Here is a 14,527-nt window from a genome sequence, read left to right as displayed (position 1 = left end):
GCCCGTCACAGTGACAGCCATTGGTCGACACCTCCTCAGCAAGACCCCTGTCGGCGGCCGCTGGGGCCGCCGCTCGGACTTCGGTCACCTTAGTCGCGCGCTCGGAGGCCGCGCCACCGAATAACCACGACCCCGTCCGCTCACACCTCCACGGGCGCGTCCTCCGGCAGGCTGTCCATGAAGGAGCTGACCGAGAAGACCGCGTTGCCGGCGCCGGGCGGGCCGTAGCCGGGGGGCGAGGAGAGGCCGAAGTCCTCCATGGTCTGGCGGTAGGCCTGGAGCAGGCGGATGTGGTACTCCAGCGGGGCGCCGTCGGGGTTGGTCTTGCCGAGCGGGGTGGTGGGCTCGGGGCACCAGGTGGTGAAGCGGGGCGTGATGCCGTGCGACATGAAGAAGCGCAGGCCCTCGGTGGTGGACGCGATGGCCTCGTCGACGGTCTTGAAGCCGAAGGGCTCGGCCATCTCCACGCCCGCGACGAAGTTGGGGATGACGTTGCGCGCGCCGAAGACCTCGGTGGAGTCGAGGATGCGCTTGTGCCACTCGTCGCGGCCGACGTACCGCTCCTTGCCGGGGCAGTACATCTTGAACAGATACTCGTCCCACACCTCGAAGTTGGGGTGGTAGATCTGCACGCCGTAGTCCTTGAAGCGCTGGACGTCCGGCTTGGGCAGGGCCTGGGCCACGACCTTGCCGATCCAGCGGCCGGGGAAGTGCTCCTCGATGGCCTTGGCGTACCGCCCATAGAAGTCGGCCTCGTCCAGGCCCTGGACCTTCGTCGTGATCGCGCCGCCGGTGAGGGTGTACGCGGTGGAGATCTTGGCGGTGTCGTACTTGTCGATGATCTCCAGCGCCTCAAGGACCTCGTCGACGTCCTTCACGCCGGTGTACGGCCGTCCCGCCGCCTTGTGCTGGCGCCAGTTGTGGTTGATGTCGCAGTACTGGCACTCCTCCTTGGCGCCGAAGTACTGGCAGACGCGGAACGCGGTCAGGTAGATCAGGTAGCCCCACTGGATGGTCGGGGCCACCTCCATGACCGACTTCCCGTTGGAGAGCTTGTGCCGGTAGTACTCCGGCATCGGCGGCACGCCGACGTCGGAGATCCGCCTGCCGTCCAGGTAGAGGCCGAGGACACCGTCCTCGTTCGCGGCGACCCGGTAGGGGGAGGCCGGGTTCACGCGGACCGAGACGACGGTGCGGCGCAGGTCGTAGGGGCCGCCGGTGAGGATGATCTCCTCGGGCGGGCGGCGCAGGGCGGCCTCGCCCAGCTCGGGCAGGGTGCCGTGGTCGAAGGAGAAGATGAAGTACGACTTCGGCTTGACCTCGCCGTCCTCGTTGTCACTCAGCGCGGAGGGGTCGAAGGCGACACCGCCGCGCAGGAGGTCCTCCTTGAAGACGGCCTCGCGCGGTACGTTCGGGAACCGCTCCATCAGATCCTCGACCAGCGCGGTACGGCTGTCCATCCCGTGTCTCCTCCCAGCTCCGGCGTTCGACTTCTCACGGTATGCCCCCGCGACAGCGGCTTCCCGCCCGGGGCCCCTCCCAGGCGCGCCGGGTAGGTTTCCGCGGTATGAGCGACGTCACGGTCACCAACTGGGCCGGAAACATCACGTACACGGCCAAGGAACTGCTGCGGCCGCACTCCCTGGACGCCCTGCGGGCCCTGGTGGCCGACGGCGACCGGGTGCGGGTGCTGGGCAGCGGGCACTCCTTCAACGAGATCGCGGAGCCGGGCGACGGGGGCGTCCTGCTGTCGCTGGCGGACCTGCCGTCCGAGGTGGACGTCGACACCGCGGCCCGTACGGTGCGGGTCGGTGGCGGCGTGCGGTACGCCGAGCTGGCCCGGCTGGTGCACGCGCGGGGGCTCGCGCTGGCGAACATGGCGTCGCTGCCGCACATCTCCGTCGCCGGGTCCGTGGCGACCGGCACGCACGGCTCCGGGGTGGGCAACGGTCCGCTGGGGTCGGTGGTGCGCGAGGTGGAGCTGGTCACGGCGGACGGTTCGACCGTGGTGATCGCCCGCGGCGACGAGCGGTTCGGCGGGGCGGTGACCTCGCTCGGCGCGCTGGGCGTGGTGACCTCGCTCACCCTCGGCCTGGAGCCGGCCTACGAGGTGGAGCAGCACGTCTTCACCGAGCTGCCGCTGGCCGGCCTCGACCCGGCGACGTTCGAGACGGTGATGGCGGCGGCGTACAGCGTGAGCCTGTTCACGGACTGGCGGGCGCCCGGCTTCCGGCAGGTGTGGCTGAAGCGGCGCTCCGACCGGCCGCTGCCCGACTTCCCGTACGCGGCACCGGCCGTCGAGAAGATGCACCCGGTGCCGGGCATGCCCGCGGTCAACTGCACGGAGCAGTTCGGCGTGCCGGGGCCCTGGCACGAGCGGCTGCCGCACTTCCGGGCCGAGTTCACGCCCAGCAGCGGCGCCGAGCTGCAGTCGGAGTACCTGATGCCCCGCGAGCACGCACTGGAGGCCCTGCACGCGATGGACGCGATACGCGACGTACTCGCGCCGGTGCTGCAGACCTGCGAGATCCGTACGGTCGCCGCCGACGAGCAGTGGCTGAGCCCGGCCTACGGGCGGGACACCGCGGCGGCGCACTTCACCTGGGTCGAGGACACGGCGGCGGTGCTGCCGGTGGTGCGGCGGCTGGAGGAGGCGCTCGCGCCCTTCGCGGCCCGCCCGCACTGGGGGAAGGTGTTCACGACCCCGGCGGACGAGCTGCGCGCGCTGTATCCGCGGCTCGGCGACTTCCGGGCGCTGGCCGGGGAGCTGGACCCGGCGGGGAAGTTCACCAACGCGTTCGTGCGGGGGGTGCTGGCGGGCTGACGGACGGCAGGCGGGCAGGGCGCCGGTGGCCGGCGCGGGCGGCACGGTGCGGCAACCCGGGTCGAGGTGAGACGCGTTGGGCGGCCGCCCTTCGGAACATCCGTGTCCGCGATGACGTGTCCGGACGCGACCGGCCGGGGGCCCGACGGCCCTGCGGTGGCCGTTCCCCGCCGGGCCCGGCATTAGGCTTGCGCAGGAAGATCCCGGGTTGCGGAAGGTGGTCCCATGCCCCGACTCGGCCTCACGACCGAGCGTGTCGTCGCGGCTGCCGCCGACCTCGCGGACGAGCAGGGCCTCGACGGCGTCACCGTCTCCGCCCTCGCCCGGCGTTTCGGAGTAAGGGACGCCAGCCTGTACACGCACGTCAGGAACCTCCAGGACCTGCGGGTCCGGGTCGCGCTGCTGGCCGGCGGCGAGCTGATCGAGGAGATCGCGCAGGCGGTGGCCGGCCGGGCCGGGAAGGAGGCGCTGGCCGCCTTCGCGGGCGCCTACCGGGCGTACGCCCTGCGCCATCCGGGGCGCTACGCCGCCACCCAGATCCGTGTCGACCAGGCCCTGGTGGCCGACTCCCCCGCCATGCGCCGCACCGCCGAGATCACCTACGGCATGCTGCGCGCCTACGGCCTGACCGAACCCGACCTCACCGACGCCGTACGCCTGCTGCGCTCCACCTTCCACGGGTACTGCGCGCTGGAGGCCGCCGGGGGCTTCGGCGCCCCGCGCGACGTACAGGCGTCCTGGGACAAGGCGGTCGACGCCCTCCACGTGGCGCTGGAGCACTGGCCGCGGGCAAGCGTGGGCTAAGGCCGTGGAGGTGCGGGCGCTGGGCCGGTCAGCGCGCGCACCTCGTCGTACGTCGGTGCCGGGCCGCCCGTGTCCCGGCCCGCCCGGAGGTCCGCGGCCGTCTCCAGGGCGGCGCCCAGGGCCCGCCGGTAGAGCAGTGAGCCGAGGCTGACCCGGGCCACGCCGAGGTCGGCGAGGTGTGCGAGGGAGGGTCCTGCGGGCGAGTACAGGACGTTGAGGGGGACGTCGAAGCGGGCGGTGAGGGACGCGATGCGGGCGGGGTCGGTGAGGCCGGGGACGAAGACGCCGTCGGCGCCGGCCTCGCGGTAGGCATCCAGGCGCCGCAGGGTGTCGGGCCAGTCGCCGTCGCCCGACCAGTACGTGTCCGTACGGGCGTTGACGAACAGGCCGGGAGCGGCCCGGCGGACCGCGGCGATCTTCGCGGCGTGCCGGCCGGCGGACCCGAGGGCGTCCTCCAGGTTGATGCCGACGGCGCCGACCGCCGCCAGCTGCCGCGCCAGCTCGCCCACCTCGTCGGGGTCTTCACTGAAGCCGCCCTCCGCGTCGACGGAGAGAAGGAAGGGGGCCGAGCCGAGCGTGAGGGCCAGCCGCAGGGTCTCGTCGCGGGTCGCCGAGGCTCCGTCGGGCAGCCCGGCCGCCGCCGCGACGCCGAGGCTGGTCGTGCCGACGGCGCGGAAGCCCTGTCCGGCGAGGGCGAACGCGGAGGCGTGGTCCCAGGCGCACGGCAGGAGCAGGGGCTCGCCGGCGCGGTGCAGGTCGGTGAAGGCGGTCACGACAGGTCACCCACGGCGTCGGCGTAGTACACGGATTCCTTCAGGTGGGCGGCGAGTTCGCGGAAGCTCCAACCCTCGCCGGGCGAGTGGTCGAGCTGCTCGTCGGTGAGCGCGTCGAGGCGGTTGGCCCAGATCCGGGCGAGCCGGGTGAGCCGGCTGCGTGCCTCGTCGAGGTCCTCGTCGGTGAAGCGTGCGCGGTCGGCGTCCGTGGTGACCGCGGAGGCGTGCCAGTGGTCGGGCTGCGTCTCCTCCCCCGCCAGCCGTGCCTCCAGTTCCGCGAGGTGGTCGACCATGTGGTCGGCCACGCGGCGGATCGCCTTGTGCGGGGTGTGCACGCGGCCGTCGGCGTGTGCGGGCCGTCCGTCCCAGTGGGTCCAGGTGGCGGCGAGGGCGAGGACGTGGTCGACCATGCCGGTGACGGCCGCGGCGGGCGTGAGGGTGCTCGTGGCGGTTCGCGTGTCGTTCATGTCCCGCACGCTATGGGCCGGTTGGTTCGGCGCCGGCCGAAGTGTCCCGGGCGAACGCGGGTACCCGGTGTGCACCGTTCTTCCACGTCTTCCACAGCAGAGGTGACATGTCCCGCACGGAGAGAAGCGACGACCGTCCGCGGCCTCGGTGGCGGGACAGCCTGTGGGGCGTCGGTGTGATCGCCCTGGTCGTGGGTGCCGGGGTCCGCCTGGTCCTGCACGGCGCGTCGGCGTGGCCGTCGGCCGTGGTGGGCTCGGTGCCGGTCGCCGTCCTGCTCGTGTGGTGGACCCGCCGCCGGCGGCGGCAGGACGCGGAGGCGGTGGGCACCGAACCGGACGACGTGCCCGGCATGGACCGGCGGATCCTGAGGGGCGGGCCGGTGCCCCGGGACCCGGAACGGCGGCGGGCGATGGCGGCGCTGGTCGACTCGCGCCAGGAGCGGCTGCGGCGCAACCGCTGGTGGGCGTTCCCGACGCTGTTCCTCGTCTTCTTCGGCACGTCGGCCCTGTGGTTCGCCTCCGGATCGGTCGGCGCCGGAAGCATGATGCTCGGCCTCGCGATCGTCTTCATGAGCTGGCTGACCTGGTACAACCTGCGCTTCGACCGGCGCCTGTCGCAGATGCGCGGCCGGCTGCGGGACTGAGGACCGCCCGTCCGGCACCGCGCGCGTCAGGTCACCAGCCCGTGGCGGTAGGCGAAGACGACCGCCTGGACGCGGTCGCGCAGGTCGAGCTTGGTCAGGATGCGGGAGACGAAGGTCTTGACGGTCTCGGGGCTGATCACGAGGGCCGCGGCGATCTCGCTGTTGGAGAGCCCGTCCGCGATCAGGCGCAGGACCTCCGTCTCCCGGGGGGTGAGCGGGATGTCGCGGGTGGTGCCGCCCTCGGCCGGCCGGATGCGGGCGGCGTAGCGGCCCACGAGGCGGCGTGTCACGTCGGGGTCGAGGAGCGCCGCGCCCATGGCCACGGTGCGGATGCCGTGCAGCAGCCGGTCCGGCGGCGCGTCCTTGAGCAGGAAGCCGCTCGCACCGGCGCGCAGCGCCTCGTAGACGTACTCGTCGAGGTTGAACGTCGTGACCACGAGCACCTTGACGGGGTGCTCCACCCCGGCGCCGGCCAGCAGGCGGGTGGCTTCGAGGCCGTCGAGCACCGGCATGCGGATGTCCATCACCACGACGTCCGGGAGCAGTTCGCGGGCCAGGTCGACCCCGGCCCGCCCGTCCCCGCACTCGCCGACCACCTCCAGGTCGGGCTGGGCGTCGACGATGGTCGCCAGACCGGTGCGGATCAGTGCCTGGTCGTCGCAGATCACGACCCGGACCGGCGCGCTCATGCCGTGCTCCCCCCGGGTATCCGGGCCCGGACGACGAACCCGCCGCCCGCCGGGCGGTCCGTGCTGAACTCGCCGCCCAGTACGTCGACGCGTTCGCGCAGGCCGGCCAGGCCCCGCCCGCTTCCGCCGGGGGACGCCGCCCCCGTGCCGGAGCCGTCCGTGCCCACTTCCACCGTGATCTCTCTTTCTCCGTGGCGTACCAGGACCGAGGTCTTGGCGCCGTGGTCGTACTTGAGGGCGTTGGTCAGGGCCTCCTGCACGACGCGGTAGGCCACGAGGTCGGAGCTGCCGGTGGCCGTCGCCGGGGTGCCCTGCTCGGTGAACTCCACCGGCTGCCCGGCCCGGCGCGTCTGCTCGACCAGCGTGAGCACCCGGCCGACGGGGGGCGTCCTGGGCTCGGCGGTGCCGTGGTCAGGGTTGAGGAGGTCGAGCAGGTGCCGCAGGTCGGTGATGGCGCGGCGGCCGGTGTCGCTGACGGCGGCCAGCGTCTCGTCGAGCCGGTCGGGTGCGGCGGTCAGATAGCGGGCCGCCTCGGACTGGACGACCATCGCCGTGACGTGGTGGGTCACGACGTCGTGCAACTCGCGGGCGATCCGCGCGCGTTCGGCATTGCGGGCGTCCTCGGCGACCCGGCTGCGGCGCTCGGCCTCGGCGGCGCGCGCGGAGCGCATCCAGGCGCCGATGCCCCAGGTGAGGGCGAGGATCAGGTAGAAGCTCACGAACTCGACCGCCGGTTCGCCCGGTCCGCGCCGGTACAGCTCGGCCGACAGGGCCGCGAAGGCCACCGAGGCGGCGATCAGGGTGGTGCGCCGGTACTTCTCCAGGTACGACCCCGCGCTGATCAGTGCGATGGGCAGTGCGGTGCCCGCGAACAGGTGGTAGCCGCGGAGCTGGTCGACGGCGAAGCCCAGCGAGACCAGGGCGAGGCAGACGATCGTCCACCGCCGGCGCAGGGCCAGCGGGAGGGTCTGGAGGACCGCCGCCACGCCGGCCAGTGCGTCGGCGGGGCGGGTCGCCAGGCCGCCGACCTCCGTGCCCTGACCGCGCAGCGCGGGCAGGAGCGACGCCACGAGGAGCAGCACCCCGAAGGGGAGGTCCCGGACCGTGACGTCGAGCCGGTGCCACCGCTCCACGATCCCTCGGCGATCGATCATCGGGGCAGTGTAGCGGCGGAGTTGGCGCCCGCGGCACGCCGTCGCGAGCCGAACGGCACGATGTTCCCCCGCCGGTGCGCCAGCCACAGGAAGACCAGGGTGAGCAGCGCCCCGAAGCCCACCGAGTACACGCTGCCCTCCGGGCCGAAGTCGCCGCCGGTGAGCAGCTTGGGACCCGACATCGTGGCGTCCAGCAGGCCCTCGCTGCTGCCGTTGCCCGAGACGACGGTGCTGAAGACGCCGCCCGCGGCGAAGTTCCAGCCGAAGTGCACGCCGATGGTCAGCCACAGGTTGCGGGTGGCGGCGTAGGCGGCGGCGAGCATGAACCCGGCCTCGATGGCGATGGCGACGGCTCCCCACAGGGTGGCGTCCTCGTTGAGCAGGTGCGAGAGCCCGAAGACGAGGCCGGTCAGCGCCAGTGCGAGGTAGGTGCCGATGTGTTCCTCGATGATCCGGAACAGCACCCCGCGGTAGACGACCTCCTCCGTCGCGGCGGCCCCGGCCATGAAGCCGACCAGTCCGATCGCGCCCTGCACCGAGCCCAGTCCGTTCACCTCGTAGTGCCCGGAGGTGAAGAGGTTCACGATGACGGCCGAGAACATCCCGACGCCGATCAGCGTCCCCCAGCCGAACTTGGTGCCGGCGCCCTCCAGGGCCACGTCCAGGGCCTGCCGGCGCTCGGTCCGCCGCACCACCCACCCGTACACGAACAGCACCAGCGCGGCCGCCGTGAGTCCGACGACCAGGGTGAGCCAGTCGTTGTCCTTCACCGCCTGGATGGCGGCACCACCGGCGGCGTAGGCCGCCAGCACGGCCAGGAACTGCCAGACAAACCTCACGTGAACTCCTCGGTCGGGCCCGTGACTTCGGCGCCTCGGGCTGATGCACCGGACGCTACGGATCCGGCGGCCGGAGATCGTCCCCTCACGGTGGACACCTGGCCGTAGCTCGCACGGGGGACAAGGTCCGGGAGCCGGGTGGGCACGTCGTAGTCTCGGAGGCGTGACCAGCGACTTCGCCGACGCCCTCGCCTCGGGCCCGCTCGTGCTCGACGGCGGGCTGTCCAACCAGCTGGAGGCCGCCGGGCACGACCTGGGGGACGCGCTGTGGTCGGCCCGGTTGCTCGCCGACGACCCGGAGGCGATCACACGGGCCCACCTCGCCTACTTCGAGGCGGGCGCGGACGTGGTGATCACCTCCAGCTACCAGGCCACCTTCGAGGGCTTCGCCCGGCGCGGCATCGGCCGCAAGCGGGCCGCCGGACTGCTCGCGCTCAGCGTGGAGTCGGCCCGGGAGGCCGCCCGCCGGGCGCGCGCGGGCCGCCCGGAGCGTCGCCTGTGGGTGGCGGCGTCGGCGGGTCCGTACGGGGCGATGCCGGCGGACGGTTCCGAGTACCGGGGACGGTACGGCCTCGGCGTGGGCGCGCTGGAGCGTTTCCACCGGCCCCGCCTGGAGGTCCTGGCCGCCGCACGGCCCGACGTCCTCGCGCTGGAGACGGTCCCGGACACCGACGAGGCGGCGGCGCTGCTGCGGGCGGTGCGCGGACTGGGCGTGCCCGCCTGGCTGTCGTACACCGTCGACGGGGACCGCACCCGCGCCGGTCAGCCGCTGGAGGAGGCCTTCGCCCTGGCCGCCGAAGCCGACGAGGTCGTCGCGGTGGGCGTCAACTGCTGTGCCCCCGGGGACGTGTCCGGCGCGGTCCGGACCGCCGCCCGCGTCACCGGGAAGCCGGTCGTCGCCTATCCCAACAGCGGGGAGAGGTGGGACGCGCGGGCCCGGGCATGGCGAGGGCGTTCCCTGTTCGCCCCCCGGCTGGTGCGGGAGTGGCGGGCGGCCGGGGCCCGGCTGGTCGGGGGGTGCTGCCGGGTGGGGCCCGACGCGATCAGGTCGATCGCGTCGCCCTCGGCGTCCTCGTCGCCCTGACCGGTGACGCGGTCCGCTCCCGTCTCGTCGCGAACCACGACGATGCGGCGCGGCGGGTCTTCGGCTGTGCCGCGGCCGACCGGTCGGTGCCCGCGCCGGTGGCCTGCGCCCTGCTGCTCGGCGGCGGCCGGCCGTTCATGCACTCCGCGATCCGGTCCTGGGCCACCGCCCTGTCCCCGGCGGTCCGTGCGACCGGGGTCGCGATGTCCGGGGGCGGCCCTCCATGCCGGTAGTGGGGGGGGGGGGGGGGGGGGGGGGGGGGGGCGGCGGCCGGGCCCCCCGCCCGGCCCCCCCCCCCCCCGGGCCCGGGGGGCGGGGGGGGGGGGGGGGGGGGGGGGGGGGGGGGGGGGGGCGGCCCCGGGCGGGGGGGGGGGGGGGGGGGGGGGGGCCCCCCCCCCCCCCCCCCCCCCCCCCACGCCTGCCACAGCCTGCTCCTCACCGCCGCGGTTCTCACCTCCCGCTGACGGTGGCCGCCGCCGTGGGCCGCGCCCGCTACCGGGGGTGAACGCCCGTGCCGCCGCCGGGCGTGCCCGCCGGCGATCACGTCGGCCACCGAGGCGACGTCCCCCGGGCGGCCGGAGCGGCATGTGCCAAGATGGCGCTGAACAGGCGTTCGGGGACGACGGGTTCGGCGGGGGGCGAACGGCATGGACGCGGAGGAGCGGACCGGACACCGCGCGGCGCCGGGGGCGGTGATCGCCGTCGGAGTCGTCGGGGCGCTGGCGGTCGCCGCGCTCGCGCTGCGGCCCGCCCAGGGGCTGCTGCACTCCGGCAGGGGGCCGCTCGGCCAGTGGGGCATCGTGGCGATCGGGGCGTCCGCCGCCTGGACGATCGGCGCCTGGACGGCCGTCCGGCGCCTTCGCCCCCGGTTCGGCGCCGAGCGCATGGATCTGCCGCCGGTCGAGGAACGGCTGCGGGAGGTCGCCGCGCCCCTGCTGCTCGCCGCGACGGGCGTCATCGGCGTACTGGCCCTGGTCCTGCACCGCTTCTCCACCGGTGACGACGCGTCCGGCCCACCGCCGCCCCCCGCCACGGAACCGGCCCCGGAACCGACGTTCGCCACTCCCCCGCTCCAGGAGCGCCCGCCCGGTTCGACGGGTCACTCCTCCCTGCCGCTGCTTCTCGTGCTCGCCGTGTCGGCCGCGGTCGTCGTCGTGCTCGTCGTGGTGGCCGTCGTACGGCGGCTGCGACGCTTCGGGCTGAGCGTGCCGCACCGTCCCGGCACGCCGGGCGCGGCGCCGCAGGACGACGACGCGCGGCTGCTCCTGTCAGCCGTGCACTCGGGCCGGCGCGCCCTGGCCGGCACCGATGACGACGCCCGCGCCGCCGTCATCGCCTGCTACGCCGCGATGGAGGACGCCCTCGCGGCGTCCGGCATACCGCGGCACGCCTCCGACAGCCCCGCCGACCTGCTCACCCGCGCCGCCGCCGCGGGCTTCGCCCCGGGCCCGGCCGCGCCGCGCCTCACCGCCCTCTTCCGCGAGGCCCGTTACTCCTCGCACCCGATGGACCGCTCGCACCGGTCGGCCGCGGCCGCCGCCCTGGAGGAGATCGCGTCCCTGCTCGGGGACCGGGAAGCGGACGCGGTCGGGGACGGGGAGGCCGAGCGGTGAACCGGTCCCTGGAGGCCCGCGGGCAGGAGATGCTCCCACTGCGCCGGCTCGGGCTGCTCGCCGGCGCGGTCGTCGGCTCGGGTGTCCTGCTCGTCCTGCTCCTCGACGGCCCCGGGGCGGCCGGCGCCCTGGTGGCCCTGGCCGTCGCCGCGGCCCTGCTCGTCGCCCGGTACGCCATCGGGGCGGGCGCCGTCGACTCCGTGTACCGGGACGAGGTGCGGCTGTTGCGGACGCGGGCCCCGGGCATGGGCGAGTGGCGCCGCAACGTGAAGACCTCCACCGGTCCCGACGGCGCCCTGTACTACCGCGCGGTGCTCCGGGTCGAGCTGCGCCGCCTGTACGCCGCCGCGCTCGCCGAGCACCACCACGTGTCCCTGGAGCACCAGCCCGAGCGGGCCGCCGAGTTGGTCGGCCCCGAGCTGTGGCCGTGGCTGGGGCCCGTACCGCCGGACACCGGGCCAGCGGGCGAGGTGCCGGTCGACGTGCTGCGCCGCCTCGTCGACCGCCTCGAAGCACTCGGTGCGCCCCGCGACAGCGACGGCGCCCCGACCCGCACCCGCACATCCCGCACCGGTAAGGACCAAGCGAAGTGACGACTACCTCCACGCCCCCGCTGCGCACCGCCGAGCAGGTCGGCGAGCAGGCCGGTGCCGTACTGCGCGAGATCGGCCGTGCCGTCGTCGGCAAGCAGGAAGCCCTCCAGCACGTGATGCTGAGCGTGCTCGCCGGCGGCCACGTGCTCGTCGAGGACCTGCCCGGTCTCGGCAAGACGCTCCTCGCCCGCTCCTTCGCCACCACCCTCGGACTGGACTTCCGCCGCATCCAGTTCACCCCCGACCTGCTGCCCTCCGACGTCACCGGGACGCCGCTGTTCGACCAGCGCACCGGCGAGATGGTGTTCCACCCCGGCCCGGTCTTCACCCACCTCCTGCTGGCCGACGAGATCAACCGGACGCCGCCCAAGACGCAGGCCGCGCTGCTGGAGGCGATGGCCGAGTCGCAGGTGACCGTGGACGGCGAGACACGGCCGCTGGCCGACCCGTTCCTGGTGATCGCGACCGCCAACCCGGTGGAGTACGAGGGCACTTACTCCCTGCCCGAGGCCCAGCTCGACCGATTCCAGCTGCGGGTGCGGATGGGGTACCTGGCCGCCTCGGAGGAGCTGGCGATGCTGCGGGCCCGCATCGACCGGGCCGCGCCCGAGGCCGTGCTCGAAAGGCTCGCCGGGCCGGACGACGTGCTGGCGTGGCGGGCCGTCGTCGAGCGGGTGGAGATCGACGACGACCTGCTGGAGTACGCCGTCGCGCTCGTCGGCGCGACCCGTGAGCACCCCCAGATCAGCATCGGTTCCTCGCCGCGCGGCGGACTCGCCCTGGTCCAGCTCGCGCGCGCCCGCGCCGTGCTGGACGGGCGCGACTACGTCGTCCCGGAGGACGTCAAGGACCTCGCGGTGCCCGCGCTGGCCCACCGGGTGTCACTGCGGCCGGAGTTGTGGGTGCGCGAGATGTCCACGGACGACGTGCTGCGCGAGGTGGTGGCCGGCGTCCGTACGCCGACGACGCGGCGTACGGACGCGGTGCCGTCGTGACCCGGCCCGCACCGGCGGCGCCACCGGCACCCGAGCCCCGGCCGGACGCGGCGGTGGTCCGCGCCCTGGAGGGCCGCACCGCCCCGGCTCAGCCGCCGCCCCCGCCGCCCGGCGGCCCGCGTCCGGGCGAGCGCACGCTGCGTCTGCTGACCGTGTCCGCCGTGGCGCTGGCCGCCGCGCTGCTCACCGGCCGCGGGTGGCTGCTCGCCCTCGCGGCGGCGCCGCTGGTGCTGCTCGCCCTGGCGCTGCCCCGCGCCCCCGCCCGCCGTATCGAGACGTCGGTGACCGTCGAGCCGGGGCGCTGCTTCGAGGGCGACACGGTCACCGTCCGCGTCGAGGTGGCCCACGACGGCGACGTCGTACGCCTGGACCCGGGCGTCACGCTCGGCCCCGGCCTGCGTCTCGACGAGGTGGTCACCGGCCGGTCCGCCGTGACGCTGCGCCACACGGCGCTGCACTGGGGCCGCTGGTCGCTCGGTCCGGTGGACCTGGACGTGTACGACTCCGGCGGCACCGTGCGCCGCACCGTGCGGGTCGGGGCGCCCGAGGTGTCGGTGTTCCCGCACGCCGCGCAGGCGAGGTTCACTCCGATCCCGGTACGGCTGCCGCAGCGGCTCGGCGAGCACGCCTCGCCGCAGTCCGGGGAGGGCGTCGAGGTCGTCGGGGTGGGGCCGTGGGTCCCCGGGGAGCGGCAGCGGCGCATCCACTGGCCGTCGACGACCCGGCGCGGCACCGTGCAACTGCACCGGTTCGCCGCCGAGCGGGCCGCCGACACCGTGATGCTGCTCGACGCGTTCGCGGACGTCGTCGACCCGGTGACCGGGCTGTCCTCCCTGGACGAGACGGTACGCGCCGCCGCCGGGCTCACCCGGGCCTACCTGCGCACCCACGACCGGGTGGGGGTCGTCTCGACCGGCGGCACCACCCGCTGGCTGGCGCCGGGCACCGGGGACGCGGCGTTCTACCGCATCGTCGAGAGCGTCCTCGACGTCCGCAAGGACCGCACCTTCGGCGGCGACGGGCTGCAGCGGGTCCCGCCGCCCGCGCTGCCGGAGGGTGCCCTGGTGTACGTGTTCACCCCGCTGAGCGACGCCCGGATCCTGGCGGTGCTCCGGGACCTCCGGGCCCGGGGGCGCCGCCCGGTCGTGGTGGAGATCCCCGGCGGAGACCCCCGGGTGCAACCCGGCGACGAGGCGGGCGATCTCGCCCTGCGCCTGTGGCGCGCGGAGCGCGACGCGATGCGGTTCGCGCTGCGGGACAGCGGGGTGCCGGTGCTTCGGCACACCGCGGGCGAGTCACTGGATCTGGCGCTGGCGCCGCTGCTGTCGGGACGGGTCGGCGGAAGGGGGCGGGCCGGATGACGACGCGGACGCGGGTCGGGCTCCGGGAGTACCTGGGGTACTGGGCCGGCACCCTGCCGGTACGGGTGATCGCGGTGGCGGCCGTCGTGCTGGCGTGGCGGCCGTGGGCCGCGGTGGGCACGGCGGGGGAAGCGGTGCCGCTCGCCGGGGCGGTCGCCGTCGCGGCGTGGGCGGCACCCTCGCCGGACCGGCGGCCGTCGGTGGCGTCCGACTGGTCCGCCCGGCTGCTGCGCCACCGGACGACGCTGCTCGCGGCGGGCGTGGTGGTGATCGCGGCGTTCGGCGACCCGGCCTGGTGGGAGGCCGCCTGTGTGGTCGTACTGCTGGTCGCCTACCTGGTGACGAGTGAGACGTGGCCGTGGCGGTGGGGGCGCGGCACTGCACGTGCGTGGGGTGAGGCACTCGCGGCCTGCGCGGGAGCGGGCGTCGTGGCGGCCGCCGCCGCGGTTCCGGTGAGCGGAGCCGGCTCCGGGCTCGGGCGGGTGATCGCCGCCGGGGCGCCGGCGGCCGTGGCGGTGGCCGGCGGCTGGACGGTGCGCGCCCGGTGGCGGGGCGACGATGCCCCGGAATCCCGTGTCCCGGCGCCCTGAAGGGCAGCAGGAATTGCCCGTTCGGTGCCGGGAGAACCCTCTTCACGAAAGCGCTGGGACAGCGATTCCCCAGTTCCGTCGCAAGACATTCACACCC

At 74.8% G+C, this 14,527-nt stretch carries 15 protein-coding genes; 9 read left to right on the top strand and 6 right to left on the bottom strand.

What is annotated here, in order from left to right:
- Positions 1 to 140: 140 nt before the first annotated feature.
- Positions 141 to 1,460 (bottom strand): radical SAM protein, encoded by a 1,320-nt coding sequence (locus ACIQFU_RS25960; protein ID WP_402554572.1) that lies wholly within the window; start codon positions 1,458 to 1,460, stop codon positions 141 to 143.
- Positions 1,461 to 1,567: 107 nt separating this feature from the next.
- Here ACIQFU_RS25960 and ACIQFU_RS25955 point away from each other — a divergent pair, with 107 nt between their 5' ends.
- Both ACIQFU_RS25955 and ACIQFU_RS25950 read left to right on the top strand, forming a co-directional pair.
- On the top strand, positions 1,568 to 2,824 hold the full coding sequence (locus tag ACIQFU_RS25955) for an FAD-binding protein (protein ID WP_402554571.1): 1,257 nt from the start codon (positions 1,568 to 1,570) through the stop codon (positions 2,822 to 2,824).
- A gap of 225 nt (positions 2,825 to 3,049) precedes the next feature.
- Positions 3,050 to 3,628 carry a TetR-like C-terminal domain-containing protein gene (locus ACIQFU_RS25950; RefSeq protein ID WP_402554570.1) on the top strand — a complete coding sequence of 193 codons (579 nt, stop codon included), beginning with the start codon at positions 3,050 to 3,052 and terminating at the stop codon, positions 3,626 to 3,628.
- Here the strand turns inward: ACIQFU_RS25950 and ACIQFU_RS25945 are convergent.
- Together ACIQFU_RS25945 and ACIQFU_RS25940 are read right to left on the bottom strand one after the other, a co-directional pair.
- Entirely contained in the window at positions 3,625 to 4,401 is a 777-nt protein-coding gene (locus ACIQFU_RS25945; RefSeq protein ID WP_402554569.1) for an isocitrate lyase/phosphoenolpyruvate mutase family protein, read from the bottom strand. The genes ACIQFU_RS25950 and ACIQFU_RS25945 overlap by 4 nt on opposite strands.
- A complete protein-coding gene (locus tag ACIQFU_RS25940) occupies positions 4,398 to 4,868 on the bottom strand; it encodes a hypothetical protein (RefSeq protein ID WP_402554568.1) in 471 nt (156 codons plus the stop codon). Before ACIQFU_RS25940 ends, ACIQFU_RS25945 begins: the two co-directional genes overlap by 4 nt.
- Positions 4,869 to 4,975: 107 nt before the next feature.
- Here ACIQFU_RS25940 and ACIQFU_RS25935 point away from each other — a divergent pair, with 107 nt between their 5' ends.
- A complete protein-coding gene (locus ACIQFU_RS25935; RefSeq protein ID WP_402554567.1) occupies positions 4,976 to 5,512 on the top strand; it encodes a hypothetical protein in 537 nt (178 codons plus the stop codon).
- A 26-nt stretch (positions 5,513 to 5,538) separates the two neighbouring features.
- On the opposite strand, the gene ACIQFU_RS25930 is transcribed toward ACIQFU_RS25935, so the two are convergent.
- The 3 genes from ACIQFU_RS25930 to ACIQFU_RS25920 are packed head-to-tail and all read right to left on the bottom strand — an operon-like array spanning position 5,539 to position 8,194.
- Positions 5,539 to 6,201 (bottom strand): response regulator, encoded by a 663-nt coding sequence (locus ACIQFU_RS25930; RefSeq protein WP_402554566.1) that lies wholly within the window; start codon positions 6,199 to 6,201, stop codon positions 5,539 to 5,541.
- Positions 6,198 to 7,355 (bottom strand): sensor histidine kinase, encoded by a 1,158-nt coding sequence (locus tag ACIQFU_RS25925; RefSeq protein WP_402554565.1) that lies wholly within the window; start codon positions 7,353 to 7,355, stop codon positions 6,198 to 6,200. The genes ACIQFU_RS25930 and ACIQFU_RS25925 overlap by 4 nt, the downstream gene beginning before the upstream one ends.
- Positions 7,352 to 8,194 carry a lysostaphin resistance A-like protein gene (locus tag ACIQFU_RS25920; protein ID WP_402554564.1) on the bottom strand — a complete coding sequence of 281 codons (843 nt, stop codon included), beginning with the start codon at positions 8,192 to 8,194 and terminating at the stop codon, positions 7,352 to 7,354. The genes ACIQFU_RS25925 and ACIQFU_RS25920 overlap by 4 nt, the downstream gene beginning before the upstream one ends.
- A gap of 163 nt (positions 8,195 to 8,357) precedes the next feature.
- Here ACIQFU_RS25920 and mmuM point away from each other — a divergent pair, with 163 nt between their 5' ends.
- The 6 genes from mmuM to ACIQFU_RS25890 all read left to right on the top strand — a co-directional run bounded on the left by mmuM (position 8,358) and on the right by ACIQFU_RS25890 (position 14,430).
- The gene (mmuM, locus tag ACIQFU_RS25915) at positions 8,358 to 9,278 is read left to right on the top strand and encodes a homocysteine S-methyltransferase (protein ID WP_402554563.1); all 921 of its coding nucleotides are present in this window, start codon (positions 8,358 to 8,360) and stop codon (positions 9,276 to 9,278) included.
- A 647-nt stretch (positions 9,279 to 9,925) separates the two neighbouring features.
- A complete protein-coding gene (locus ACIQFU_RS25910; RefSeq protein WP_402554562.1) occupies positions 9,926 to 10,891 on the top strand; it encodes a DUF4129 domain-containing protein in 966 nt (321 codons plus the stop codon).
- A complete protein-coding gene (locus tag ACIQFU_RS25905; protein WP_402554561.1) occupies positions 10,888 to 11,484 on the top strand; it encodes a hypothetical protein in 597 nt (198 codons plus the stop codon). The genes ACIQFU_RS25910 and ACIQFU_RS25905 overlap by 4 nt, the downstream gene beginning before the upstream one ends.
- Positions 11,481 to 12,479 (top strand): AAA family ATPase, encoded by a 999-nt coding sequence (locus ACIQFU_RS25900; RefSeq protein WP_402554560.1) that lies wholly within the window; start codon positions 11,481 to 11,483, stop codon positions 12,477 to 12,479. Before ACIQFU_RS25905 ends, ACIQFU_RS25900 begins: the two co-directional genes overlap by 4 nt.
- Positions 12,476 to 13,840 (top strand): DUF58 domain-containing protein, encoded by a 1,365-nt coding sequence (locus ACIQFU_RS25895; protein ID WP_402554559.1) that lies wholly within the window; start codon positions 12,476 to 12,478, stop codon positions 13,838 to 13,840. Before ACIQFU_RS25900 ends, ACIQFU_RS25895 begins: the two co-directional genes overlap by 4 nt.
- Complete coding sequence (locus ACIQFU_RS25890) at positions 13,837 to 14,430, top strand: hypothetical protein (RefSeq protein WP_402554558.1); 594 nt, start codon at positions 13,837 to 13,839, stop codon at positions 14,428 to 14,430. The genes ACIQFU_RS25895 and ACIQFU_RS25890 overlap by 4 nt, the downstream gene beginning before the upstream one ends.
- Positions 14,431 to 14,527 lie beyond the last annotated feature (97 nt).

This window comes from Streptomyces sp. NPDC093065 (assembly GCF_044754585.1).
Classification (GTDB): domain Bacteria; phylum Actinomycetota; class Actinomycetes; order Streptomycetales; family Streptomycetaceae; genus Streptomyces.
This window is presented reverse-complemented; position numbering and strand designations above follow the sequence as displayed.